General features: G+C 64.1%; 21 protein-coding genes and 1 pseudogene. 7 read left to right on the top strand and 15 right to left on the bottom strand.

Features of this window, described 5'->3' with window-relative positions; all coding sequences use genetic code 11:
* Positions 1–192 precede the first annotated feature (192 nt).
* Positions 193–1,971 (bottom strand): DNA helicase RecQ, encoded by a 1,779-nt coding sequence (recQ, locus tag LE416_RS08540; RefSeq protein ID WP_225048081.1) that lies wholly within the window; start codon positions 1,969–1,971, stop codon positions 193–195.
* Between the two features lie 234 nt (positions 1,972–2,205).
* On the opposite strand from recQ, the gene LE416_RS08535 reads away from it, so the two are divergent.
* Positions 2,206–2,295, top strand: coding sequence for a type I toxin-antitoxin system Fst family toxin (locus LE416_RS08535; RefSeq protein WP_225048080.1), 90 nt, complete (start codon positions 2,206–2,208; stop codon positions 2,293–2,295).
* 342 nt (positions 2,296–2,637) lie between these two features.
* Positions 2,638–2,754 carry a type I toxin-antitoxin system Fst family toxin gene (locus LE416_RS08530; protein WP_225048079.1) on the top strand — a complete coding sequence of 39 codons (117 nt, stop codon included), beginning with the start codon at positions 2,638–2,640 and terminating at the stop codon, positions 2,752–2,754.
* A gap of 226 nt (positions 2,755–2,980) precedes the next feature.
* Here the strand turns inward: LE416_RS08530 and gltX are convergent, their stop codons facing one another.
* The 4 genes and pseudogenes from gltX to LE416_RS08505 all read right to left on the bottom strand — a co-directional run bounded on the left by gltX (position 2,981) and on the right by LE416_RS08505 (position 8,549).
* Positions 2,981–4,471, bottom strand: coding sequence for a glutamate--tRNA ligase (gene gltX, locus LE416_RS08525; protein ID WP_225048078.1), 1,491 nt, complete (start codon positions 4,469–4,471; stop codon positions 2,981–2,983).
* Between the two features lie 161 nt (positions 4,472–4,632).
* Positions 4,633–5,889 carry a PTS sugar transporter subunit IIC gene (locus tag LE416_RS08520; RefSeq protein WP_225048077.1) on the bottom strand — a complete coding sequence of 419 codons (1,257 nt, stop codon included), beginning with the start codon at positions 5,887–5,889 and terminating at the stop codon, positions 4,633–4,635.
* 21 nt (positions 5,890–5,910) lie between these two features.
* Positions 5,911–6,882, bottom strand: coding sequence for a glycosylasparaginase (locus LE416_RS08515; RefSeq protein WP_225048076.1), 972 nt, complete (start codon positions 6,880–6,882; stop codon positions 5,911–5,913).
* 368 nt (positions 6,883–7,250) lie between these two features.
* Positions 7,251–8,549, bottom strand: a pseudogene (locus LE416_RS08505) (M20/M25/M40 family metallo-hydrolase).
* A gap of 291 nt (positions 8,550–8,840) precedes the next feature.
* Here LE416_RS08505 and LE416_RS08500 point away from each other — a divergent pair.
* The 3 genes from LE416_RS08500 to LE416_RS08490 all read left to right on the top strand — a co-directional run bounded on the left by LE416_RS08500 (position 8,841) and on the right by LE416_RS08490 (position 10,475).
* Positions 8,841–9,605: a hypothetical protein gene (locus LE416_RS08500; RefSeq protein WP_225048073.1), complete on the top strand. Its 765-nt coding sequence runs from the start codon at positions 8,841–8,843 to the stop codon at positions 9,603–9,605.
* A 27-nt stretch (positions 9,606–9,632) separates the two neighbouring features.
* Positions 9,633–9,848, top strand: a complete 216-nt coding sequence (locus tag LE416_RS08495; RefSeq protein ID WP_225048072.1) for a hypothetical protein — start codon at positions 9,633–9,635, stop codon at positions 9,846–9,848.
* 99 nt (positions 9,849–9,947) lie between these two features.
* Complete coding sequence (locus tag LE416_RS08490) at positions 9,948–10,475, top strand: dihydrofolate reductase family protein (RefSeq protein ID WP_225048071.1); 528 nt, start codon at positions 9,948–9,950, stop codon at positions 10,473–10,475.
* A gap of 183 nt (positions 10,476–10,658) precedes the next feature.
* Here LE416_RS08490 and LE416_RS08485 read toward each other — a convergent pair whose 3' ends face one another.
* The 5 genes from LE416_RS08485 to LE416_RS08465 form a co-directional block, all read right to left on the bottom strand.
* The gene (locus LE416_RS08485; protein ID WP_225048070.1) at positions 10,659–11,639 is read right to left on the bottom strand and encodes a DUF1002 domain-containing protein; all 981 of its coding nucleotides are present in this window, start codon (positions 11,637–11,639) and stop codon (positions 10,659–10,661) included.
* A 95-nt stretch (positions 11,640–11,734) separates the two neighbouring features.
* Entirely contained in the window at positions 11,735–12,664 is a 930-nt protein-coding gene (locus LE416_RS08480) for a Ppx/GppA family phosphatase (RefSeq protein WP_225048069.1), read from the bottom strand.
* Positions 12,661–14,835 (bottom strand): RNA degradosome polyphosphate kinase, encoded by a 2,175-nt coding sequence (locus LE416_RS08475; RefSeq protein ID WP_225048068.1) that lies wholly within the window; start codon positions 14,833–14,835, stop codon positions 12,661–12,663. The genes LE416_RS08480 and LE416_RS08475 overlap by 4 nt, the downstream gene beginning before the upstream one ends.
* On the bottom strand, positions 14,835–16,364 hold the full coding sequence (locus tag LE416_RS08470) for a Ppx/GppA phosphatase family protein (RefSeq protein WP_225048067.1): 1,530 nt from the start codon (positions 16,362–16,364) through the stop codon (positions 14,835–14,837). Before LE416_RS08470 ends, LE416_RS08475 begins: the two co-directional genes overlap by 1 nt.
* Positions 16,365–16,420: 56 nt before the next feature.
* Complete coding sequence (locus tag LE416_RS08465) at positions 16,421–18,154, bottom strand: ABC transporter ATP-binding protein (protein ID WP_225048066.1); 1,734 nt, start codon at positions 18,152–18,154, stop codon at positions 16,421–16,423.
* Positions 18,155–18,306: 152 nt separating this feature from the next.
* On the opposite strand from LE416_RS08465, the gene LE416_RS08460 reads away from it, so the two are divergent.
* A complete protein-coding gene (locus LE416_RS08460) occupies positions 18,307–19,224 on the top strand; it encodes an aldo/keto reductase (protein WP_225048065.1) in 918 nt (305 codons plus the stop codon).
* A 51-nt stretch (positions 19,225–19,275) separates the two neighbouring features.
* Here the strand turns inward: LE416_RS08460 and lepB are convergent, their stop codons facing one another.
* The 4 genes from lepB to LE416_RS08440 all read right to left on the bottom strand — a co-directional run bounded on the left by lepB (position 19,276) and on the right by LE416_RS08440 (position 23,084).
* Entirely contained in the window at positions 19,276–19,884 is a 609-nt protein-coding gene (lepB, locus tag LE416_RS08455; RefSeq protein WP_225048064.1) for a signal peptidase I, read from the bottom strand.
* A complete protein-coding gene (locus LE416_RS08450) occupies positions 19,881–21,269 on the bottom strand; it encodes an MATE family efflux transporter (RefSeq protein ID WP_225048063.1) in 1,389 nt (462 codons plus the stop codon). Before LE416_RS08450 ends, lepB begins: the two co-directional genes overlap by 4 nt.
* Before the next feature lie 346 nt (positions 21,270–21,615).
* Positions 21,616–22,488 (bottom strand): TPM domain-containing protein, encoded by an 873-nt coding sequence (locus tag LE416_RS08445; protein WP_225048062.1) that lies wholly within the window; start codon positions 22,486–22,488, stop codon positions 21,616–21,618.
* A gap of 8 nt (positions 22,489–22,496) precedes the next feature.
* A complete protein-coding gene (locus LE416_RS08440; protein WP_225048061.1) occupies positions 22,497–23,084 on the bottom strand; it encodes a LemA family protein in 588 nt (195 codons plus the stop codon).
* A gap of 199 nt (positions 23,085–23,283) precedes the next feature.
* On the opposite strand from LE416_RS08440, the gene LE416_RS08435 reads away from it, so the two are divergent.
* A complete protein-coding gene (locus LE416_RS08435) occupies positions 23,284–23,580 on the top strand; it encodes a hypothetical protein (protein ID WP_225048060.1) in 297 nt (98 codons plus the stop codon).
* Positions 23,581–23,820: 240 nt separating this feature from the next.
* Here the strand turns inward: LE416_RS08435 and trpS are convergent, their stop codons facing one another.
* The gene (gene trpS / locus LE416_RS08430; protein WP_225048059.1) at positions 23,821–24,837 is read right to left on the bottom strand and encodes a tryptophan--tRNA ligase; all 1,017 of its coding nucleotides are present in this window, start codon (positions 24,835–24,837) and stop codon (positions 23,821–23,823) included.
* Positions 24,838–25,120: the final 283 nt, after the last annotated feature.

Here is a 25,120-nt window from a genome sequence, read left to right as displayed (position 1 = left end):
CGCACTTAGCCGGTCGGTCAGCGTAGGGCCAGCGCTTGAAGCGCCTTTTGCTTCGAGTGCTGGCCCTAGCTGAGCGCACCGGCGTTGCCTTGCGGAGCCCGTCTCGGGCGGAAACCGGCCGCACAGCCGCAGCCGCCTGCCGGACCGGAACCCGCGGCCGGTTTGCGACTCGGACACGCGCTATGCGACCCGCTAAGCCCGCGCGCCTTCGCCCTGGTCTTCTGCTAACGCTTCAAGGAACACCTCGCCGTACTTGGCGAACTTCGCCTGGCCGATGCCCTTGACCGCCAGCATCTCGACTTCGCTTTGCGGCTTGGCCGCGCAGAGGTCACGCAGGGTCTGGTCGGAGAAAATGACGTAGGGCGGGACGCCGCCCTTTTCCGCGAGCTCGCGGCGCAGGTCGCGCAGCTTCTGGAACAGCGCGTCGTCGACCGGCCGGGTGCGGGTGGCGCGAACCGCCTGCTTGCGCGCGACGGTCTGCTGGCCGCGCAGGACCGCGGCGCCGGCCTCGGTCACGTGCAGCGTCGGGTACTGGCCGCCGATTGCGGCCAGGTAGCCGCCGGCGGTCAGAAAGTCGATGAAGCCGCTGATGTCCTTTTTCCGCTGACTGCTCATCAGGCCGTACGTCGAGAGCTGGTCGAGGTGCAGGTCCAAGACGCGCTGGGTCTTGGCGCCGGCCAGGACGTCTGCGATCAGTGCCTTGCCGAAGCGCTCGTGCATGCGGTAGACGCAGGACAGCACCTTCTGCGCGTCGACGGTGACGTCGAAGCTCTCGCGGTCGTCCAGGCAGTTGGAGCAGCGGCCGCAGGGTTCCGACGCCTGGCCGAAGTAGCGCAGGATGAACTGCTGGAGGCAGTCGCCGGTGTTCGCGTACTGGTTCATCACCTGAAGCTTCTGGTACTCGCTGGCGCGGTACGCGTCGTCGCCCTCGCTTTGGTCGATGAAAAAGCGGCGGATCTGCAGGTCGGCCGGAGCGAACAGCAGGATGGCCTCGGAGTCCAGCCCGTCACGGCCGGCACGCCCCGCCTCCTGGTAGTAGGACTCGAGGTCGCCGGGCACCTGCGCGTGGATGACAAAGCGCACGTTGCTCTTGTCAATGCCCATGCCAAAGGCGTTGGTCGCGACCATCACCGGCTTGCGGTCGTAGAGAAAATCCTCCTGGGCCGCCGAGCGCTCGGCCTCGGGCATCCCCGCGTGGTACTTGGCCACCTGGATGCCGTTTTTGGCCAGCAGGTCGTGCAGGCGCTCGACCTCCTTGCGCGTGGCGCAGTAGACGATGCCGGCGGAATCCGGGTTCAGGCGCAGGTAGTCCAGCAGGTAGGCGTCCTTGGCCTGGTCCTTGATCACCTTGAAGCTGAGGTTGGGCCGCGCGAAGCCGGTGTTGATGCGCCCGGCCGCGGGAATCGCCAGCCGCGCGCTGATGTCCGTTGCGACGCGGGTGGTGGCCGTGGCGGTCAGCGCGATGACGGTCGGGTGCGACGGCAGGCTGGCGGCGACGTCGGCGATGGCCAGGTAGCTGGGGCGAAAATCGTGCCCCCACTGCGAGATGCAGTGCGCCTCGTCGACGGCCAACAGGTCGATGCGAAGCTGGCCGAGCTCGGCCTGAAAGTCGGGCATCTCCAGCCGCTCCGGCGCGACGTACAGCAACTTGACCGCACCCTGCGCCGCCATGTCGAGCCGGTGGTCGGCCTCGCCGCGGGCGATGGTGCTGTTGATGAAGGTGGCGGGAATGCCGTTCTCGTTCAGCGCGTCGACCTGGTCCTTCATCAGGGCGATTAAGGGCGACACCACGACCGTCAGCCCGTCCAGCATCAGGGCCGGAATCTGGTAGCACAGCGACTTCCCGCCGCCGGTCGGCATGATGACCAGCGTGTTGTCGCCGGCCAAAACGCGGCTGATCGCCTGGTCCTGCCCCGGCCGAAACTCGTCGTAGCCGAATTTTTCCTTCAATAAAGCGTGCTGCGTGTCCATCTCGCGTCTCCCCCGTTTCGTATCCATCCATTCTACGCGTTCGGCCGGTCTAAGTAAATTACGCCAAAACCCCGTGCCGCCGCGGCCAACCCAAAATTCGGTGCAGGAATGCCGCCACCGCGCGGGTTTGCGGCCGCCGCTCCGGGGAAAAATGACGGGAAGGCGCGGCCTTGGTATACTGGGTCTGTCGCTACGCCCTGCCGCGTGATACCGCGCCGGAAAGGGTGACATCACTTGTCGGATTTCGATGTCGCGGTTACCGCACCGCTGATCGTGGGTGTGCTCATTGCACTTTTTGAGCACTGGCTGCAGCACCACGACTAGCGCTTGTAGCGACGCGCTCAGCCACCCGGCTCCACACCGGCCACTGCGGTCCCACAACCCGCGGTGGTTTTTGAGTGCAACAAAAAACCGCTATCCCCACAACAGGTAGCGGCTCGGGCATCTCTTGTCGAATTTCGATTCGCCACGAGTATACCATGCCCCGCGCCGGCGTGTAAAGTCACGGTGACCCCCGGCCACTTTTCCACGGCCGCAAAATCGATAGTGGCGGCGTTTGCCGGCCATTTCCGGCGCAAAAGTGCCGAGAAATTCCGCATCTGTTACACTGTGAAAGTCGCTACGCCCGGCACCGCGTGATGCTGCGTCGGAAAGGGGGTATCGAGGTTGTCTGTTTTTGATACCGCAGTCACTGCACCCCTCATCGTGGGTGTACTCGTCGCAGTGTTTGAGCACTGGCTGAACCACCACGATGATCACTCGTCGCGACACGAGTTCGGCTGAACCGGCCTTTGCAGTCCACAATCTGCAAAGGTTTTTTCGTACAAAAAGACCGCTATCCCACAATCAATAGCGGCCTCGGTATCGAGCGTATCATCATTTGACTCGAAGCCAGGATAACACGCCGCCATCAATAGCTGTCAAGCGGTTGGACACTCGTGCCAAGCACGCTGGCCCGCCCGAACGCCAAAACCGCCGCCTTCCCAGCGGAAAGGCGGCGGTTCACGGATTACTTGGTCATCTCGGCGATGGTCTTGTCGATGTTGGCCAGGACCTTGTCGCGGCCCATCAGCTCGATGGTCTCGGCGAGTTGCGGCCCGTGCATGTGACGGGTGGTGGCGATGCGGATCGGCATGTAGAGCTTGCGGCCCTTCACGCCACTTTCAAGCCGCACCTCGTTAACCAGCTGGTTGACGAAGTACGCGGCGAAGGTGTCCAGGTGGTGCAGCTTGTCGGCCACGGCCTTAATCACCGGCAGCGCGTTGTCGTCGGCCAGCTCCTTGAGCTCGTCTTCGGTCAGGCTCTCGCGGTCGTCGAAGAAGATGCTCGACATCTCGGTGATCTGAGCCGTGTAGCTCATCTGCGGGATGTACAGGCTGGTCATCTGGCGGGCCCACTCGATGGTCTGCGGCGCCGGGTCCTTTTGAATGCGGCCGTCGTCGATCAGGTTGGCCAAAGCCAGCGCGGAGAGCTCGGACGGATCCGTCTTCTTCACGTACTGGTTGTTGACCCACTCGAGCTTCTTTTGGTCGAAGCGCGCCGGCGACTTGCTCAGGCGGTGCTCGTCGAAGAGCTTGATGAATTCCTTCTTGGTGAAAATCTCGTCTTCACCCTTCGGCGACCAGCCGAGCAGCGTGATGAAGTTGAACATCGCGTTCGGCAGGTAGCCGAGCTCGCGGTACTGCTCGATGAACTGCAGCACGTTCTCGTCGCGCTTGGACAGCTTTTTGCCCGTCGCGCCGTTGATGATCAGCGTCATGTGGCCGAAGACCGGGGCCTCCCAGCCAAAGGCGTCGTAAACCGCCATCTGCTTGGGGGTGTTGGCGATGTGGTCGTCGCCGCGCAGCACGTGGGTGATCTCCATCAGGTGGTCGTCGATGACCACGGCGAAGTTGTACGTCGGCATGCCGTCGCGCTTGAGGATGACGAAGTCGCCGCCGATGGTGTTGCCGTCGATGGAGATGTCACCCTTGACGATGTCTTGCCACTCGTAGGTCTTGTCGGCCGGAATGTGGAAGCGAATGACCGGGGTCAAGCCCTTGGCCTTGGCCTCTTCAATCTTGGCCTGCTTCTCTTCTTCGGTCAGCCCCTCGTACTCGTAGACGTAGTGCGGCATCTCGTGGTTGGCCTGCTGGGCCTCGCGGTCGGCCTGCAGCTCCTCTTCGGTCTTGTAGGACTCGTAGGCCTTGCCTTCCTTAACCAGCTGGTCGATGTACTTGAGGTAGATGTCCTTGCGCTCGGACTGGCGGTAAGGGCCGAAGTCGCCGCCCTTGTCGGGACCTTCATCCCAATCGATGCCCAGCCAGTGCAGGTTTTCGATCTGACTCTTTTCACCATCCGCGATGTTGCGCTTGGTGTCGGTGTCTTCGATGCGCAGCACCATGGTCCCGTTGTTGTGACGCGCGAACAGGTAGTTGAACAGCGCAGTGCGCGCGTTGCCGATGTGTAAGTGCCCGGTTGGACTTGGTGCATACCGCACCCGAATTGGTCGATCTGTCAATGCATGACGCCTCCATTTGTTTTAACAATGCATTGCTAGTGTACCACAATCCCCCATGGAAGGGGGCGAAAATGCCAGAGTTGCGGCGCGCAGGCGCGCCTAGTCCTCACCCCGGCGTGCGGCCGCGGGAACGACCCGGTTCGAGGCGGCCGATTGCCGCGTCACCCTTCCGTCGCGGCCCGCCGCCGGGCCAGCCGGCGCACGAACGGGTAGTAGATGATGACCCCGATCAGGATCTCCACCAGCTGCAGCGCCGCGCCCTGCCAGGCGCCGGTGGCCAGCCAGCCGGACACCAGCGGCGGTGTGGTCCACGGCAACATCACGCCGTTGGGCCGCGGCACCCAGCCATTGGAAAAGGCCAGACCGGACACGACGACGTTGACCAGGGGCGCCAGCACGAACGGCACCGCCAGCAGCGGCGTCATCACGATCGGCAGCCCGAACAACAGCGGCTCGTTGATGCCAAAGATCCCGGGCGCAAGCGCCAGCCGGCCGGTGCGGCGCAGCCCGGCGTGGGGCACCGCCAACAGCACCAGCGCAAGCGACAGCGTGGAGCCGCCGCCCCCGTACGTGGTGAAGAAGTCGATGAACGACTGGGTGTAGATGTGCGGCAGCGCCGCGCCGGTCGCAAAGGCCTGCAGGTTGTCGAGGTTCAGCCCCAGCCCCAGCGGCGACCACACGGCGTTGACCACCGCCGGGCCGTTGATGCCCAGGCTCCACAGCAGGCTGGACATCCCGCTGTACACCAGCTGCGCCGGCATCGTGTCGGCGATGGCCAAAAGCGGCGCCTGAAGCCAGGTGTACACCAGCCGGGCCAGCGCCGGCAGCCAGGCGTCGGCGGCCAGCCGCACCAGGCCAAACCCCGCCACCAGCACCGTGCCGGGCACCAGCTCGGCCAAGGACCGCGCGACGGCCGGCGGCACCCCGGCCGGCAGCCGGCGCGGCCACGGGTGCCGCGTGAGCCAGGCGACCAGCTCGCTGGCGGCGAACCCGACCAGGATGCCGAAGAACAGGCCGGACGCGCCCAGCCCCTGCACCCGCGCGGCGGCATCCCACTGCGGCACCTGGCGCGGCACGGTCAAAAGGGCCAGGGCCAGCGCCCCGGCAATCGCCCCGACCGCCGGCCGCAGCCCGCGGTTTTGCCCGTGGCTCGCGCCAATCGCCGCGGCCGTCGCCAGCCCCATCACCGCCAGCGCGCCGTGCGTCGCCACGGCGGCCCAGTCGTGCCAGCCCGCCCCGAGCAGCCCCTGCCAAAAAGCCCCCCACCCTGGCAGCGGGAAGTTCACGACCAGCACCACCAGCGACAGGGCCGCGACCCAGGGCACGACCAGCGCCAGCCCATCGCGCAAGCTGCGCAGGACCAGGCACTCGGCGAGCCCGCCGAGCGGGGCCAGCCGCTTCTCAAGTTTGTCCATCATCCGCTTCTCCCCCGTGCTGCCTCAGTTTTGGTGCGGCACCGGCGCCTTGATGCGCGCCTCGTAGGCGTCAAGCCACGCCTGCGTGATCGGCGCAATCGTCGTGGTGCCGTCCGGACCCGGGTTGGCGATCAGGACGCGCGCCGGGTTTCCTTCCGTGGCGACGCTGAACGTGAACTCGACGTTGGTCGCCACGCCCCACTCGCCCTGGTTGTTCATCGCAATCAGCGAGAACTCGCCGGCCTTGCCGTAGCGCGCCCGCAGCTTCTCAATGAACGGGTACACCGCGCCGTCGCAGGCCTGCTGCGGGGTCTGGCCCTCGCCCATGCGCCGGACGATCTCGTAGGACAGGCAGCCCTTCATGATGTCCTCGCCCAAGCCCGTGGCCGCCACGCCGCCGATGGTGGAGTCCACGTAGTACCCCGAACCCGACAGCGGCGAGTCGCCCACCCGGCCGGCCTTTTTCATGAAAAGGCCGGAGGTGGAGGTGGCCGCGGCCATTCCACCCTGACGGTTCAGCGCAATGGCGCCGACCGTGTCGTGGCCGTCGTAGGGGTTCAGGTCGTGGTCGGTCATCTCGGCCAGCCGGTTGAGCCACACCTGCTTGGCGCGTGGCGTCAGCATGTTGGTCATCTCAAAGCCGTGCAGCTGCGCGAACTTGGTCGCCCCGTCGCCGACGCGGAAGCTGTTGTAGTGCTCGGCACTCAGCGCCCGGGCCACGGACACCGCGTGCATCACGTTGTGGATGCCCGCAACCGCGCCCTGGGCCAGCGTGTCGCCGTCCATGAAGGCCGCGTCCATCTCGACGACGCCCTCCTCGTTGGGCAGCCCGCCGAAGCCGACGCTCTTGTAGTACGGGTAGGCCTCCACCAGGTTGATCAGCGCCTCCACCGCGTCGCCGGCGCTTGCGCCCTGCGCCAGCAAGTCGCTTGCCTTGACCACGCCCTCGTGCGCCATCCGCCACGTTGCAATCGTTCCCCAAGTCATGTGCGTCATCCTTTCTGTTTACCTCTTCCCTCTATTATGCACCGTCGCCGCGCCGCGCGCCAAGCCGCAACCGGGCGCCGCGCAAAAAGGACACCCCGTGAGCCAACCGCCGGTGCGGCGAATCGCTCACAGGGTGTCCCATTCGGCGCCGGAACCCCGACGACAGAAGCTTGCCGTGTGCCCTTTGCGCTGACCGAGCGAAAGCGGCACGGCGTGAACCGGTCGTGCGCCGCGCAGGCAGGTCGGCCCCTGAACCAGTCAACAGACTCGGCGCGTGAACCAGTCAGCGAATTCAGTGCGTAGACCAAGCGACCGGATTAGTGCGTGAACCAGTCGGTCGCGGCACGGGCGGCCTGGTATGCGGGCAGCGGCGCCCGCTACCCGCACACTGCGGCCAGGGCCCGGGCGTAGATGCGCACGCAGGCCACGAGGTCGGACACGGCCAGCCACTCGTCCTCCTTGTGCGCGATACCTTTTTGCCCCGGGAAGGACGGGCCGAACGCCACGAGGTTGGGCACCGCGCGGGCTTATGTGGCGCCGGTCGTGGTGACCGGCGTCGCGTCCAGCCCGGTCACGGCCGCGTAGGCGTCGGACAGCGCCCTGATGCGCGGGTCGTGCGGGTCGTGGCGGGTGCCGGGCAAGGCGCGGGTCACGGTGACCTGGCTGCCCGCCGGCACCGCGGCGGTCAAGCCCGCGGTCACCTGGGCCTCGCTGACGCTGACCGGGTAGCGCACCGCCAGTTCAAGCACAAGCCCGGCGGCCGTTTTCGCCAGGCGGTACGGCGTCTGGATCAGACTGCCGCTTGCGGCGTCTTCAAAGACGATGCCGAGCCCCTCGCCGTGGTGCTTGCCGTGCAGGCTGCCCAGCCAGCTCAGGTAGGCGGCCAGCTGCCCGCCGGCCAGCGGCGCCGCAAGCGCCGCAAGCTTGGTCAGCGCGTTGTCGCCCAGCGTCGGCGCGTTGCTCGGGGCGCGCGTGCCGGTGACCTTAAGCGACTGCCCGGCCACTTTGGCCTGCATCCGCGCCGGCACGTGGCCGCGGTCCTCGTCACCGGCGAGCGCGGTCAGGGCGGCCAGGCTGCCGTCGGTGATTGGCGTGGCGATGCGGTAGTTGACGATGCCGCGCTCGCCGTACACCACCGGGAACTTGCAGTCCGGCGTCCAGCCGAACGACGGGGCCCCGGCCGCCGCCAGGTAGCGCGGCATGTCGCGGCTGCCGGTTTCCTCGTCCGATCCCAGCACGATGCGCAGCGGGCGACGCGGTGTGAAGCCGGCGTCCCGCAAAAGCCGCGCCGCAAACACGCAGGCCCAGGCCGGCCCCTTGTTGTCCAGCACGCCGCGGCCGTAGTAGTGGTCGCCGCGTCGGGTCAGCGAGAACGGATCGCTGTGCCAGTCCGGCCCCGCCGCCACGACGTCCAGGTGGCCGAACACGCCGATGTACGGCTCGGCCGCGTCGGCGGGCCCCCACGTCACCTCCGCCGCCGCGGCCGCGACCACGCGGGCGGAAAACACCGCAGCCGTCGCAAGCGCGCAGGCCACGTCGAGCACCCGCCGTGGCTCACGCCCGAACGGTGCCCCGGGCACGGGCTCCCCCGCGACGCTCGGCACGGCAATCAACGCCGCCAGCTCCCGCTCAAAGATTGGTAGCTGGTGGCCAATCGCCTCATCCAATGCGGTCATGTCCATCCTGACCTCGCCTCCCTTTGCCTCTATTCTAGCGGCCGCGAGGGTCCCTGCGCAATGAATTGTCAGCAGACACCCGGATTAGATTAACCCCTTTGTATCAACCTTCATTGCGGGTATCACATTATTTGGAAATAGAATTCTCGACTTTCGATAATAAAAATAAAGCACTTACACGTCTTGATAAAAGCGGTTTTAGAAGTATAATTGAGTCGTTCAACCGGTAGAACACATTATCTGCAGCGTGTCTCAGGATTTTCAAGCAAACATCAAGGGGGGGATACTGCGATGAAAAAAAGAGCCCTGTTTCTCATATTAATTGCCATGAGCACTGGTGCAATGGCATTAAGTCTTCATACCCAGACCGTTCGTGCAAGCAGTGACACCATATCAACAGACATAAACCAACCCGCCACTCAATACGCAGTAACACCAGAGGAAACTGTCGATCACAGTTCTCTGAAAGAGTTGGGCTTCAATCATTTTGAAATCACCGAAGATGGAAAAACTTACGACCAGGAGTTTTACCCGGCCTATGACACGGTTTCAGTGAATGGCACGTACTATCAGCTTGGACAGTACTACGACGTTTTAGCAAAGAGCGACGGAACCCTCACAGATTCGCTTAAACACCTCACGCCGATGATCAATCAGAATCAGCAGGTCACAAATCTGACATTAAGTCGGCGAACGGCCCTGCCAACCACAGGCTATAGCAGCCTCATCTACATCAAAACTCACAAAAAATACGATATGAAGATGATTCTTTCCTCCGCGGCGGAAGGCGCGGTTGGTGTCTTCCTTGGTGGTGGGGTCGGCGTCGCGAAAGTATTAATCAAAAACGCCCTGAAAGCAGCCGTTGCAGGTGGCTTGATCGAGAGTGTCAAGCAGTCCTTCACGACGACCGCCTACTATAAGCAGTACCAGGCCTACCACAAGACCGTCTACGGTGCGGTGAAGGAGCAGCGTAAGCCCTTCGTGAAAGTGTACGGGAAAACCGTCTACGGATCTGCTTACACCTATTACTTCTGGTCAGTGCGTCCTCAGAGTTAGCGAATAATCAACTAGGGAGGGATAAGCATGACGAAGAAGAAGGCACGCAAAATCATGGCATTTGTCGTCTGGCTAGGTGGCTTTATCAGCCTCAGCCCGCCAATCTACCTCAGGGTGATGTACAAGACCGGGATTACCGAAGGCAAATACGCCTTGGGCTCCTTTGTTATCGTCACCGCTTGCATGCTGATCGGTCGGCTGCTGATTGACCACAGTCACCTGCCTGAAGATGACAACCTGTGACTAGGTCGCAGTCCACCACCGCATCCGCGCCGAAATGAAGCGCTTTCTCCACCCGTTTTTGTGATATAATGAACGTATCAACGAAAAGAGGGTGGCAGAATGACAGAACGCAAAGTGATCCTGTATTTATCTGAAAGCTTAGACGGCTTCATCGCCGAGGAGGACGGCTCCACCAGCTTCCTGAGCAAGCTGAACTCCAGCGCGGCCGACCAAGCCTACCAAGACTTCTACCAGACGATCGACACCGTTCTGATGGGGCGCAAAACCTACCAGCGCGCGCTTCGCCTGGCCGGGGTCTACCCGTACCAAGACAAGGAAAGTTACGTCTTCTCCACCACGCTGCACGACACCGACGATCCGACCTCTGTGGTTGCGGGCAACATCCCGCAGTTCGTGCGGCAGCTCAAGGCCAAGAAGGGCAAGGACATCTGGCTGGTCGGCGGGGCCGACATCTTCACCGACCTGCTGAAGGAGAAGCTGATCGATGAATTGATCATCACCATCGCGCCGGTGCTTTTGGGCTCCGGCATCAGCCTGGTCTCCACGAACCTGGCGGACGTTCCGCTGCGCCTGACCAACGCCGTGCAGCACGACCAGTTCGTGACCCTGACGTACAAGTTAGACTAGAGGGCAGAGCCGCGCGAACTTAGCCGGGCGGCTAGCGTAAGGCCGAGGATTGGGGCGCACTTTGCCCCGATTCTCGGCCTTAGCTGGCTGTCCCGGCGCTGCGCGGCGGCGCAACAAGTCAACCAAAAAAAGAATCGCCCCGGTACCGCATCTGCGGTACCGGGGCGATTCTGGTTTACTGGTTTAGTTGAACAGCCCGCCGACCCAGTCGACGATGGCCTTGAAGAACGAGACGATGGAGTCCCAGACCTTCTGGAGGAAGTTGCGGTTCTCCTCGGTGTTCAGGCTGGAGAGCTTGGAGAACAGGCTCTTGGCGCTGTCTTGGATGCTGGTCGCGAGCTTTTGGGCCTGGGCCTTGAAGTCGCTGGACTTCAGGGCGCCGGAGTCCTGAATCTTCACCAGCAGGTTGATGATCTGGGTGCGCTGGTTGTTGTTGATGATGGTGGTCAGGTTGTTCTGCTTGAGCTGCGAGTCCACGATGTTGCCGATCTGGTTTTGGGACAGGGTCTGCTCGCCGCTGTTGCTTTGGGTCGCCATGGTCTTCTTCATGCCGGCGACGGCGTTGTTGAGCTGCTTGTCGGAGTAGCCCGACTTGTCCTTGTTCTCGGCGGTGATGCCGGACAGCGTGTTGACCTCGCTTTGGGCCGCGTCGATCTGGCTGGCAGACAGGCTCTGGCCGTTTTGCGCGAAGGCCGCGTACACACCGGCCAGGGCGCCGGAGCCGTCGATCTTGACGGCGCTTGTGATGTACAGGTTCGCGTTGGTCACGCCAGCGGTCAAGGCGGCGTTGCGGTACTGGTCGGCGGTGATCGTCGTGATGTTGTTGACGTTGTTGTACGGCACGATTTTCACGTTGATGCCGCCGTCGCTGGTCTTTTGGACCAGCGCACTGGACCAGACGCCGCTTGCGCTGGTGAAGCTTGCGCCGGACGGGTTCAGGTACTTGACCAGGGTGTCGCCGGTCACGGTCAGCTCACCGACCGTGTCGAGGCCGGCGGCGCCCTTCAAGGTGCTGAGCGTCCCGTTCTTCTGGTCGGTTGTCAGGCTGGTGCCGAGGGTGGCCACCGGCTCAAAGGTCTCGGCCGCGCGGACCGGCTTGGCAACTGCCACCGCCGCGGTGGCGAGGGCGGCTGCCGCCGTCAGGGTCATAAGCCATTTTTTCATGCTGAACGCTCCATTCGTAGGTGTTTAGCCCAGTGTAGCAGACCGCGCGCCGTCCGGCCGCCGTTACAGCCTGACTTAACCAAAACTTCTCGATTCTAGCCCTGCTCGTGGGCGTTGAGGTAGGCGTACAAGGCGCCTTCGCGCAGCCCGTTTTGGGAAAAGGTCAGGCGGTCGGAGTCCAGGTAGCGGATCATGGTGATCACCGGGATCAGGCCGCCGACGATGATGTCGGCGCGCTCCTTGGCCAGGCCCGGAATCGCCTTGCGCCCCTCGAGGTCCTTGGTCAAGACGTCCTCGAAAATGGTGTTGGCGGCGGTGGTCGCCATGCGGTAGCCGTGGATGTCCTCGAAGTTCACCGCCTGCTCCTTGCGCCGCTGGATCTTGGCCAGGGTGCGGTTGGAGCCGCCCAGCGCGACGATCGGCAGGTTCAGGGCCTTTCGCAGCCACCAGATCGAGTTGAGCACGCGGTTGAACTCGGAGATCAACGCGAACAGCTCGGCGGCCGAGATCAGGTTGTGGTTCAGGTAGCGCTCCGTCAGGTTCACGGAGCCGACCGGCAGCGAGATGCGGTGCTGCAGCTTGCGGTTTTGGACCAGAATCAGCTCCGTGGAGGCGCCGCCGGTGTCCATGATCAGCGCGTTTTGGATCGGCAGCGTGTTGATCACGCCGAGGTAGTCCAGCTCCGCCTCGCGGGTGCCGGGGATCACCGTGATGGTCAGGCCGCACGCCTGCTTGACCTGGCGCAGAAAGTCCTTTTGGTTCACCGCCTGGCGCGTCGCCGCGGTGGCAAAGGCCTCAAGCGTCAGGTCGGAATACGCCGCGGCGGCCGCGACGAACTTCTTGAGGGCGACCAGCGTGCGGGCAATCGCCGCCGGCTGCAGCGTCTTGGTCGACCCCATGTCCTCGGAGAGGCGCACCATCTCCTTAAGCTTCAGGACCTGGCGCGGGGCGCCGTCCGCGTCCAGGGCCCAGACGCTCAGCCGCGCCGAGTTGGACCCCAGGTCGATCACACCGTAATGGCTCATTCGTCTTCCTCCTCAGATTCCGGCGCCTGCATCGGGGTGAAGCGCCGCGTGTTTTGCACGTCGCCCTCCGCGACCACAGCGTCTTCCTGCTTGGCGTCGCGCACGGTCTTGGCCGCCGCTTCCGCCATGAAGGTCGCCTGGGCGTTCTGCTTGGTCTGGCCGCGCAGGTCGATGCGCTCCCACGAGTCGTCCGGCATCAGCACGCGGGTCTTGACGTTGTCGCCCCACAGCGTGTCGAAAATGCCGCAGACGCGCGCGTGGATGTCCGGCTGCAGGATCGGGAACAGCAGCTCGACGCGCCGCGACAGGTTGCGCTTCATCAGGTCGGCGGAGCTCAGGTAGAGGTGCTCCTCGCCGCCCGCGTAGAAGTAGTAGATGCGCGAGTGCTCGAGGTAGCGCCCGACGATCGAGTGGACCTCGATGTTCTCAGACACCCCGGGAATGCCGACTTTGAGGTTGGTGATGCCGCGCACGATCAGCTCGATCTTGACCCCGGCGGCCGCGGCGCGGTACAGGGCCGCGATCATGCCGGCGTCCGACAGCGAGTTCATCTTCATGCGGATCAGCGCGCGGCGGCCGGCCTTGGCGTTTTGGATCTCCTCTTCGATGCGCTCGTAGAGGAAGTCGCGGATGCCCAGCGGCGCGATCACCAGCTTGTTGAAGTAGGCGGGCTCGGAGAAGCCCGACAGCATGTTGAAAATGTTCGAGGCGTCGGCGCCCATCTCGGCGTTGGCCGTGAACAGGCCGAGGTCGGTGTAGACGTTGGCCGTCACGTCGTTGTAGTTGCCGGTCGCCATGTGCATGTAGCGGCGGATGCCGGTTTCCTCGCGGCGCACCACCAGCGCCAGCTTGCTGTGGGTCTTGAGGCCGACCAGCCCGTAGATCACGTGGCAGCCGGCGCGCTCGAGCTCCTGGGCCCAGTGCACGTTGTTCTCCTCATCGAAGCGCGCCTTGAGCTCGACCAGGACGGTGACCTGCTTGCCGTTTTCCGCCGCCTGCTTGAGGTAGCGGATGATCGGCGACTTGGACGACACGCGGTAGAGCGTCATCTTGACCGCCAGCACCTGCGCGTCCGTCGCCGCCTGGTGGATGAACTCGACCACCGGCGTGAAGGCGTCGTACGGGTGCTGGACCAAGATGTCGTGCTGGGCGATCGCCTCGAAAATGTTGCCCTCGATCAGCCGCGAGTCCACGTAGGGCGTGAACGGCGCGTACAGCAGGTCGGCGTGGCCGTGGACGCCCTTGACCAGCTTGCTCATCACGTTCAGGTCGATCGGGCCCTTGATCTCGTAGACGTCGGCGGCGTTGCGGACGTCCAGGCCCTTTTCCAGGTGCTTGCGCAGGTACTTGCTCATCCCCGCGTCGATTTCCAGACGCATCACCTTGCCGCGCTGGCGCTTCTTGAGCTGCGACTGGATCTCCTTCATCAGGTCCGACGCGTCCTCCTCGGCGACGTCGAGGTCCATGTCGCGGGTGACGCGAAAGACCGCGGTTTCCTGCACGGTCGCGCCGACGAACAGCTCGCCGACGTACGCCTGCACCACGTTTTCAAGCAAAATGAAGTCGTTGGGCGCGTCCGGCAGGCGCAGCACCCGTGGGAAGACGTCCGGGACCTGCACGGTGGCAAAGCCGCGCGCCTTGTCGGCCTCGGCGTCCGGGCGCTGCAGGCGAATCGCCAGGTTCAGCGAGTTGTTGGCCAGGAAGGGAAACGGCCGCGTCGGGTCCACGCCCATCGGGGTCAGCACCGGGTAGAGCTCCTGGTGGAAGTACTCGGAGACGAACTCGTGCTGCTTGGCGCTGAGGTCGGAGAAGTCCTTGAGCCGGATGTCCAGCTCCGCAAGCTTTGGCACCAGCGAGCGCGACCAGGTGGTGTACTGCTTTTCCACCATCGCGTGGGCGGCCTTGGCGATGTGCTGCAGCTGCGTCGCCGGGGTCATCCCCGCGGCGTCCGGCGTGTTGTAGGCGACGGCGACCATCTTGCGCAGCGAGGCGACGCGGACGTTGAAGAACTCGTCCAGATTGCTTTGGGTGATGCCGAGGAAGCGGACGCGCTCGAGCAGCGGGTTGTTGTGGTCGCGCGCCTCCTCGAGCACCCGGTCGTTGAAGGCCAGCCAGGACAGTTCCCGGTTGGTGTAGTACTTAGGGTCGGTGTAATTGTCTTGTTTTGCCATCAGACACGCGTCCTTCCTTTGAGTTCAATCGGCAGCCCGAACACCGCGGCGAAAAACTGGCCCTTGCGCCGCAGCGTCCACTTCTCAAGCGCCACGTCGTCCTTGGCCGTCGCGGACAGCAGCACGCGCGTTGGCTGCACCGAGACACGGATCTTCTCGATTTTCTGCTGGCGCGAGGCGTCCAAAGAATCCGCCACCCGCAACAGCGCCGAGAGCTTGGCGATCACCAGCCGGCGCCTGGAGTTGAGCTCGCGCAGGTCCGACAGGTCGGTCTGCGGCGTGTCGCTGGAGTGGTAGCGGGCGATGGTCGCGACCATCCGCTGCTCGGCGGCGGTCAGCCCCATCAGCTCGGAGGCCTGAATGATGTAATCGGAGTGCTCGTAGTGCTTGTGGGTGTCGACGTAGCTGCCGATGTCGTTGACCGTCGCGGCGATCTCAAGCAGCAGCCGCTCGCGCCGCCCCAGCCCGTGCAGCCGGCGCAGGCGGTCGAACAGCTGCAGCGCAAAGGTCACGGTCGCGTCGCGGTGCTTGGCGTCGACCTGGTAGCGGTCCGCGAGGTTTTGGGCCGAGATCAGGATCTCCTTGGTCGGGTCGATGGTCACCGCCGGGCTGTTCACGGCCACGGCGGTGTTGATCTCCAGCCCGTCGATCAGCTTGAGGTTGGAGATCCAAAGCCGAGACGACTTGAGCACCTGCACCAGCCGGTAGACCAAAAGCACCGTCGGCAGCACCTGCGCCGTCTGCGTCGGCGTCAGGTCGTACTGGTCGCTCAAGTACTGGTCGGAGGCATGCGTGACCTCGTGGTAGATCAAGGCCAGCCCGTCTGAGTCCGTCTCCACCGTCATGTCGCCGGTGGGAATCAGGGTCTCGAACAACGACAGCGAGCTGCCCATCAGCACCAGGTTCGGGTAGTGGATGTCCTTGGGCAACAGGCGCATGAAGTCGACCAGGCGAGAATCGATGTAGTCGCGCATCACCGCCACGTAATTGGGCACGCTGCGCTGCAGGTCGCTCATCACCTCGAACACGCGCAGCGGTCCGATCGACAGGTTGCGCGAGAAGCCGAACTCGCCGTGGTTGAAGGCGGTCAGCTCAACCGAGCCGCTGGAGATGTCGATGAGCAGGGTCCCCTGCTCCGTCACCGCCTCGAAGTTCGGGAACTTCGCGAGCACCGCCTGGGTGCGGTAGAAGGACTCCTGCGACAGCGTCAACGGCTGCAGCTGCCAGCCGGTGCGGCTCAGGATCTGGTCGCGCACGAACTGCGCGTTGTGCGCCTCGTAGAAGCTGTGTGAGCCCACCACGGAAAGCTTGGTGATGCCGTAGTCGGCAAACACCCGCGCGATGGCCGCCAGCGCCGCCACCAGGGCGTCGACCGTGTCCGGTTCGATCTGGTGCGTCGCGAAGATGTCCTCCCCGATCGCCACCGGGTACTGCCCGCGCTCGATGGTGGCCATCGTGCGAAGGTTGGTGATGCTAAAAAGTACGCTTTGGGCGCCAATCACCACAAAGCCCTGCTCAGTCGCTGCCATAATGCCCCTCCTGTCTGTTACCCCCATTTTACCACGTGTTTCACCAGCCGGCCCGATCAGGCGAATTGCGCCTGGTACAGGGCAGCGTACGCCCCACCGCGGGCCAAAAGCGCGGCGTGGGTGCCGACCTCCACCACCGCGCCGGCGTCTAGCACCACGATCTGATCGGCGTTGTGCACCGTGGAGAGGCGATGGGCGATCACCAGCGCCGTGCGGTCCGCCAAAAGGTGGGCCAGGGCCTGCTGGATGGCCTTTTCCGATTCGTTGTCCAGGTTGGCCGTCGCCTCGTCCAGGATGATGATCGGGGCGTCCTTCAAAAGGGCGCGGGCGATCGCCAGCCGCTGTTTTTGCCCGCCCGACAGGCGCACCCCGCGCTCGCCGACCGGCGTGTCGAGCTGCGCCGAAAGCGTGCGGATATACGCGGCCAGATCCGCGAGCTCAAGCACCCGCCAGACGTCTTCATCGGTCGCGCCGGGGCGCCCGTACACGATGTTGTCGCGCACGGTCCCGTCCAGGATGGCAATGTCTTGGCTGACCACGGCGATGTGCTGGCGCAAGTCGCGCAGGCGAATCGCGCGCTGGTCGGTGGCGTCGAAGCGGATGCTGCCGCCGTTCAGGTCGTACAGGCGCGTCAGGACCCGCGTAATGGTGGTTTTGCCCGCCCCGGAGCGCCCGACCAGCGCCGTGGTCTTGCCGGCGGGGATGTCGAAGCTCACCCCGCGCAGGATCTGGGCGTGGCCGTATTTGAAGCTGGCCTGGTCGAGGTGGATCCCCTCTTGCAGCTTGGGGAACGCCCCGGCGCCGGGCTGATCGACGACGCTTGGGGCGAGTGCCGACACCGCCCTGATGCGCCCGTAAGACACCAGCGCCTGTTGCAGCTGGTTGAGCAGGCGCGCCAGGGTGCGAATCGGATTTTGGACCATGCCGACGTACGACAGGTAGGCGACCAGCTGGCCGACAGAAAGCGTGCCTTGGATGATGAAGTGGGCGCCCAAGAACAGCACGATCGCCGTGCCGAGGTAGTTGACCGTGTCGACAAGCGGGTTGAACAGCGCCTGGTTGCGCCCGGCGTCGACCATGTTGTCCCGGTTGGTCGCGGCGATTGCGTTGAAGCGCGCGGTCTCCCAAGGCTCCGCGGTGTAGCTTTTGATCAGATCGATCTGGGTCAGCGTCTGCTGCATGCGGTTGGACATCTGTGCCTGACTCGCCCGGGCGCGGCGGAACGCGCGGTGGATGCGGCGGCGAAACACCCGCTGGATCGCGTAGATCAGGGGAAACGTCAGGGAAACGGCCAGGGCCATCTGCCAGTTGATCCAAAACAGCAGCGCCAGCACCCCGCAGAAGGTGAACACCGAGCCCACCACGTTGAGCATGTTCGCGGAGATCAGGCTCTGCAGGTTATTGACGTCGGACGTCAGGCGCGTCATCAGATCCCCGGTTTTGCTGGCCTCGAAAAAAGCGGTGTCCTGGCGCAAAATCCGCGCGTACAAGTCGTTGCGCAGCCCGGTGATGGCGTCTTGGCTCATCACGCTCATGTAGTAGGTCGACAGGAAGTTCAGCACCGCAAGCACCGCCGCCGTCGCCAGCAGCGCGGCAATCGCGGCGATTAACAGCGTGTCGCTTCGCTGCGGGATCACCGTGTCGATGATGTACTGGGTGATCTGAGGCACGACGAACCCCAGCACCGTGGTCAGGCTCAGGGCCGCCACGTTCAAGACCAAGAGCCCCTTTTGCTTCAAGACCGTGCCGAACACGAAGCGAAACATCTCCATAATGGTCGGTTCTGGCATGTCGGTCGCCCCCTTTCTGACGCTCACTGTATCACAACCGCCCCCGCAAGTGTGAGTGAAAAAAACCGCCTGGCCGACCCCACGCAACCCGGGTGCCGGCGGGCTTGCACCCGCTTTCACGATGTGCTACACTAGCCGCGAGGTGATAACTTATGAAAATGATCGACCTGGGCCAAAGCGGCCTGAAGGCATCCGCCATCGCCCTTGGCGTGATGCGCATCACCGGCCTCGACTTGGCCGGCGCCACCAACCTGCTGGAAGCGGCGCACGATGCCGGCGTCAACTTTTTTGACAACGCCGACATCTACGACGGCGGCAAGGCCGAGACCCTGTTCGGCCAGGCGCTGAAGAACGCCAACTTCAGCCGCGAGGACATCATCGTCCAAAGCAAGGCCGGCATCGTGTCCGGAAAGCGTTACGACTGGTCCCACGACCACATCATCGAGGCGGTCGACGGCAGCCTGAAGCGCCTGGGCGTCGACTACCTCGACGTGCTGCTGCTGCACCGGCCAGACGCCCTGTTCGAACCCGAAGAGGTTGCGTCCGCCTTCGACGAGCTGCACAACAGCGGCAAGGTCCGCAGTTTCGGCGTGTCCAACTGCAACCCGACGCAGATCGAGCTGCTGAAGTCGGCCGTCAGCCAGCCTCTGGTGGCCAACCAGCTCCAGTTCTCCCTGATGCACACCGGCATGATCGACTCGGGCATCCACGTCAACATGACCGACGACCGCTCCGTCGACCACGACGGCGGCATCCTCGAGTACAGCCGCCTGCACCACATGACGATTCAGGCCTGGAGCCCTTACCAGTACGGGTTCTTCGAGGGCGTCTTCATCGACTCCCCGAAGTTCCCGAAGCTCAACGCCAAGCTGCAGGAGCTCGCCGACGCCTACCACACCAACAAGAACGCGATTGCCTCCGCCTGGCTGATCCGGGTCCCGGGCACCCAGGTGATCGCGGGCACCACCAACGCGCACCGCATCCAGGAAATCGCCGAGGCCGGCAACATCCGGCTCAAGGCGCAGGAGTGGTACGACCTGTACTTCGCGGCCGGCAACGACCTGCCGTGATTCCGTGCATCAAAAAAGCCTCAGCATCAGCTGAGGCTTTTTTGTGTCGCGCTACCACGTCTGCGCCTTGCTCAGCGGCCAGTAGCGCCACTTGACCACGCCGATGATGCCGGCCCGCTTCACGAAGCCGAAGTTGCGGCTGTCGTAGGACACGCGGCGGTTGTCGCCCATCACGAAGTAGGATCCCGCCGGCACGGTGGCGCGGTGGGTCGCCTTCAGCGTGGCCAGTGTGAAGTCGTCGGTGAAGTGGCCGCTGGTGGTCACGTGCTGCTGCTTGGCCCACAGCCTGACGGAGGCCGCCATGAACTTGGCCTCGAGGTACGGCTGGGCGACCTGCTGGCCGTTGATGTACAGCCGCTCGTTTTTGACCCAGACGAAGTCGCCGGGCATGCCGATCACCCGCTTGATGTAGGTGCGCGCCGGGTTATCCGGGCCGTGCAGGATCACGATGTCGTTCTGCTTGACCGTGACCTTGCGCACCGCCACCACGCGGTCGCCCGGGCGCAGCGTCGGCTCCATCGAGGTGCCCTCGATCACGTTGTTGGTGAGAAAATGGCCCAGCAGCGCCTGGCCGCCGAGGATCACCAGAGTGACCAGGATCAGCGCGCTCATCAGGCGCAGGAGGGCGAGCAGCTGCCGCCAGGCCTTCTTGTCCGTCACGGTCTGGCCTCGGGGTGGTCGTCCAGGCCATCCGCCAAGGCGCCGCGCTGTGCGTCCTCTTTTTGCCTAATCTTGCGCATCGTGCGGAAGTACATCGTGATCAGCACGCAGACGGAGCCGACCCAGGCCAGTGGGTTGGCCATCGAGGCGCCGGCGAAGCCGAACTGGCTGACCAGCACGATGCCGGCGAAAGCGCGCATCGCAAGCTCGAAGAACCCGGCGACGGTCGGCACCAGCGTGTGGCCCAGCCCCTGCAGCAGGTTTCGCATCGTGAACAGGATCGCGAGCAGCCAGTACATGCTGGCGTTGTAGTGGAAGTAGGTCTGCGCAAGCGCGGTGACCGCCGGCTGGTTCGGGCCGAGGAACAGGTTGACCAGCGGCTTGCCGAACACGATGATCAAGGCGCCGAGCGCGGCGGAGATGCCGACGTTGAGCGCCAGCGTCTGGTGGACGCCCTGGCGGATGCGGCCGTACTCGCGCGCCCCGAGGTTTTGGGCCGCGTAGGTCGCCATCGCCACGCCGAAGGAGGACGCCGGCAGCGTCGCGAGCTGGTCGATCCGCCCCGCCGCGGTGTAGGCCGCCACGGCGTTGGTGCCCAAGGTGTTCAGCATCACCTGCAGGATGACGGAGCCGATCGCGATGATCGACATGGAAAAGCCCATCGGCAGCCCGACCACCAGGTGGTGCTTGATCTCGTGCCAGTCGATGGCGAGGTCCTCGCGCCGCAGGTTCAGCATCGGGATCTTCTTTTTAATGTAGACCCAGCACAGGATGGCCGAAACCACCTGCGCCGTCACCGTCGCCCAGCCGGCGCCGGCCACGCCCCAGTGGAAGCCGAGGATGAACAGGAACTCCAGCGCGATGTTGATGATGGTCGCGATGATCAGGAAAAACAGTGGCGTCCGCGAGTCGCCGAGCGCCCGCATCATGTTGGACAGCAGGTTGAACGCCATGGCCGCGATGATGCCGTAAAAAATCACCCGGATGAAGGACACCGAGTCGTTCAGGATTTCCGGCGGCGTCTGCATCAAGGTCAGGATCGGCCGGGTCAGCCCGGCGGCCAGCACGGTCAGGATCAGCGAGATGCCGAGCGTGATCCAGACGCTGGTGCCGAAGCTCTTGCGCACCCCCTTGGCGTCGCGGGCCCCGTAGGCCTGCGCCGTCAGCACCGACAGCCCGGCCGTGGTGCCCTGGGCGAAGCCGATGATCAGGAAGTTGACGCTGCCGGTCGCGCCGACCGCGGCAAGCGCGGCCTTGCCGATGGTGCGGCCGACGATCAGGGCGTCCATGAAACTGTAGAGCTGCTGAAAGACGTTCCCGATCAACAGCGGAATCGTGAAGAAGAATACCAGCTTAAGGGGATTGCCCTTGGTCAAAGTGCGCAACGCTTGCCTCCTGTGTGTGACGTGGCGGGTCGCCCCGCATGATTACCAATCTCGGTACACCTTATCACACTTGGCCGAACCACGGGACCCCCCACCGCCAAAAAGTTTCGCGTCGTCGCCGCCGCACCGGAATTGGCGGCGCTGACAGGAACCGGCCGAAGGCACCCGGCCGGCGATTCGGCAGGCCACACCCTCGCTCGGTGGTCTACCCGCCGGCCGGGCTGCGGTGAGCGCCGGCCCCGCAGCTGCCGAGCGGCCAGACAAGGCCACGTGTGCCGCACCGCCTCGGGCACAGGAAAGGGACCCCGCCGAAGCGGAGTCCCTACCCTCCTGATGTGTGAGTTGCCTAGACGTCGGCGCCACCGCCGCCGGAGCTGCCGCCGCCCCAGCTGGAGCCGCCGCCGCCGCCGAAGCCGCCACCGCCAAAGCCGCCGCCGCCGAACGGGCCACCGCCGCGGCGCGAGCCGGACAGCAGGATGTCGAGCAGCCACCAGAGCCACCAGCCGCCGCCTCCGCGGCCGCCTCGGCCACCGCGCCCGCCGCCGCCCATGCCGAGGATGATCACGACGATCACCACGACGAAGAACAGGCCGACGATGCGCACCAGCAGGTTGGACCCGCGGTCGCCGCCTTGACCGGACGCCTGCCGGTAGCTCGCCATGCGCGCGTCCGACACCGTGTTGTCGTCCTTGGGGAACTTGTACTTCTTGTCGACCACCGTCGCCACGGCGTTGAAGACGTTGGTGATCGCCTTGTTCACGCGGGCGTCGGACTTGGCCTTGATGTCCTTGAGGTTTTGATTCAGGATGCGGCCGGCCAAAGCGTCGGTCAGCTCCCCCTCCAGGCCGTAGCCGACCTCGATGCGCATGTTGTGCGCCCCGTCGTTATCGGCAAAAACGATCAGGACGCCGTTGTCTTCGCCCTTTTTGCCGATGCCCCACTTGGCGAACAGGTCGGGGGCGTACTGGCCGATGGCGTCGCCGCCGGTCGACTTCACCACCGCCACGCCGATCTGCGGCTGAAGGCTTGTGGTCTGGTAGTACTGGTTCTTCTGATCGATCAGCTCCTGCGTCGTGCCCGTCAGAAGGTCGAGCCCGTCGTAGTAGTAGTGCGCCGCCGGCCGCTCCGGCAAAGTCGCCGCCTGGGTGGCCTCAGGCTTGGCGAGGCCAAGCGCCAGCGGCAGCAGCAAAAGGCCGAGCCACCACGCGCGTTTTGTCATCGCGGGCCTCAGTCATCCAGGTCGACGGTCGGCACCTTGTAGGCGCTCGGGTCGGCCTTGAACGTCGCCTTTTGCCCCAGCCCCATCATGTTGGCGAACAGGTTCTTCGGGAAGGTGACGACGCTTGAGTTGTAGTCGCGCACCGCGTCGATGTAGCGCTTGCGCTCCACGGCGATGCGGTTCTCGCTGCCCTCAAGCTGCGTCATCAAGGTCGAGACGTTGCCGGAGCTCTTGAGGTCCGGGTAGCTCTCCTGAATCACGTTCAACAGCGTGCCAACGGACTGGTTCAGCTTGGCGTCCGCGTCGGCCTTATCCTTGGTGGAGGTGGCGCTACCGTACGCGCTGCGGGCCTTGGCGATGTCGTCAAAAATTTGGGTCTCGTGCTTCATCTGGCCCTTGACCGCGGACACGAGGTTCGGCACTAGGTCGGCGCGGCGCTGCATCACGTTTTCGACCTGGCTCCACTGCGCCTCGACGGCCTGATTCTGCTTGGCCAGGCCGTTGTAGGTGCTGACGCCGAAAATCGCGACGAACAGCGCGATGACCCCGATCACGATCCCGGTCACGGCGACCGGGCTAAGTTTTCTCGATTGCATAAGTTTCTCCTTCATGGTCTTAGATACCCATATTGTAACATGCCGCATGATCTCGCCATCAGTCTCTAGCATGATTTGCGAAGCCGCGGTCTTTTTGAACGCTCACCGTATTCTCATCACCCCCCCTTGATTCCCCGGCAGCGCGCGGTATAGTCAGTGTGTAATCGCTTGCACGAATACTAGAATTGGGGGGATTCGAATGAAAAAGGTGGGGTGGTGGCGGTCGTTCACGTTCGATGCGTACCTGGCCGCGTTCATCCTCGTGGGCTACGTGGTGGCCCGCGAGCAGTTCGTGCCGCTGACGGCGTTTCGCCTGGGCAACTGGGCGTACTGGGTGGTGTTCGTCGCGGCCATCTGGCGGCTGGTGACGTACCTCAGGCGCCCGCGGCCGGAAGAGCAGCGTGCGTGGCGCCTGGGCCTGGTCAACTTCTGGTTCCCGGTGCTCGTCTACGGCGGGCTGTGGGTGGTCGAGCACCTCATCACGCGGGTGGCGTGACGGGCGCGAGTTGAATCAAGGCTACAGCAAGGCCGGTCCTCGGTGCTGAGTGAATCAGCGCCGGGGACCGGCCTTGCTTTGTTGTCGTTGTCGCTAAGCTCGCTCGGCTCCGCCCTCTACTTAAACGGGCTACGCCGAGCAACGCCGGTTCGTCCAGCTATGACCGGTCATTGGGCCAAAGAGCGGCCCAACGTCCAGTCATACGCTGGCCGACCGGCTAAGTGCGCTCGGCTCCGCCCTCTACTTAAAGTAGTTGAACCCGATGGCGTCTCTTACCTCTTCCAGGGTCTGGTTGGCGATCTCGTTGGCCTTGGCCGTGCCGTCGATCAGGATCTGGGCGACCTGGTCCATGTCCTTGGCGTAGGTTTCGCGGCGCTCGCGGATCGGCGTCAGGATGCCGTCCATCACCTCGTTGAGGTAGCGCTTGATCTTGACGTCGCCGAGGCCGCCGTGCTGGTACTGGGCCTTGAGCTCGGCCACCTTGGCCTTGTCCTGGTCGAAAATGTCGAGGTAGGTGAAGACCATGTTGCCCTCGATCTGGCCCGGGTCCTCGACGTAGATATGGTTGGGGTCGGTGTACATCGACATGATTTTCTTGCGCACCACGTCGGCGGTGTCGGCCAGGTAGATGCCGTTGTTCAGCGACTTGCTCATCTTGGCGTTGCCGTCGATGCCCGGCAGGCGGCCCTGGCCCTTAGGCGGGAAGTAACCCTCGGGCTCGACCAGCACCTCCTTGTTGTAGGTGCGGTTGAAGGTGCGCACGATTTCGCGCGTCTGCTCGAGCATCGGCTCCTGGTCGTCGCCGACCGGCACGGTGTCGGCCTTGAACGCGGTGATGTCCGCGGCCTGGGAGACCGGGTAGATGAGAAAACCGGCCGGCACGGACTCGCCGAACGCTTTTTGCTTGATCTCGGTCTTGACCGTCGGGTTGCGGTTCAGGCGCGACACGGAGACGAGGTCCAGGTAGTACATGGTCAGCTCGGTCAAAGCCGGCACGCCGCTTTGGACCAGGATCGTGGACTTGGCCGGATCGATGCCGACGGCGAGGTAGTCCAGCGCGACTTCCATCAGAGAGTTGCGAATCTTCTCCGGGTTGCGGGCATTGTCGGTCAGCGCCTGGGTGTCGGCGATCATGATGAAGTTGTTGTACTCGCCGGAGTTCTGCAGCGCCACGCGGTTTTGCAGGCTGCCAATGTAGTGTCCGATGTGCAGGCGACCGGTCGGACGATCGCCGGTCAAAATGGTGTGCTTGGTCATGTTTTTTCCTCCTAATTCCAAAAAAAGGCCGCCCTATCCCACTGGATAGGGCGGCTGTGCGCGGTACCACCTATCTTGCCGCATTGCGGCCACTCGAGGCTTAAGGCGCACCCACCGTAGTCCCACGCGAGCCAATTCACGCAAGCGTTGCGTCGCCTTCCCAGTTCCCGGCGGCTTCCTGACCAACCACTTGCGCTACTCATCGCGTGCATTGACGTCTGGCTTAATCATAAGGGGGAATGGAGGCGGTGTCAATAGAGGGCGGAGCAAGGCGAGCTTAGCC

It is taken from the genome of Lacticaseibacillus kribbianus (genome assembly GCF_020180945.1).
Lineage (GTDB): Bacteria > Bacillota > Bacilli > Lactobacillales > Lactobacillaceae > Lacticaseibacillus > Lacticaseibacillus kribbianus.
This window is presented reverse-complemented; position numbering and strand designations above follow the sequence as displayed.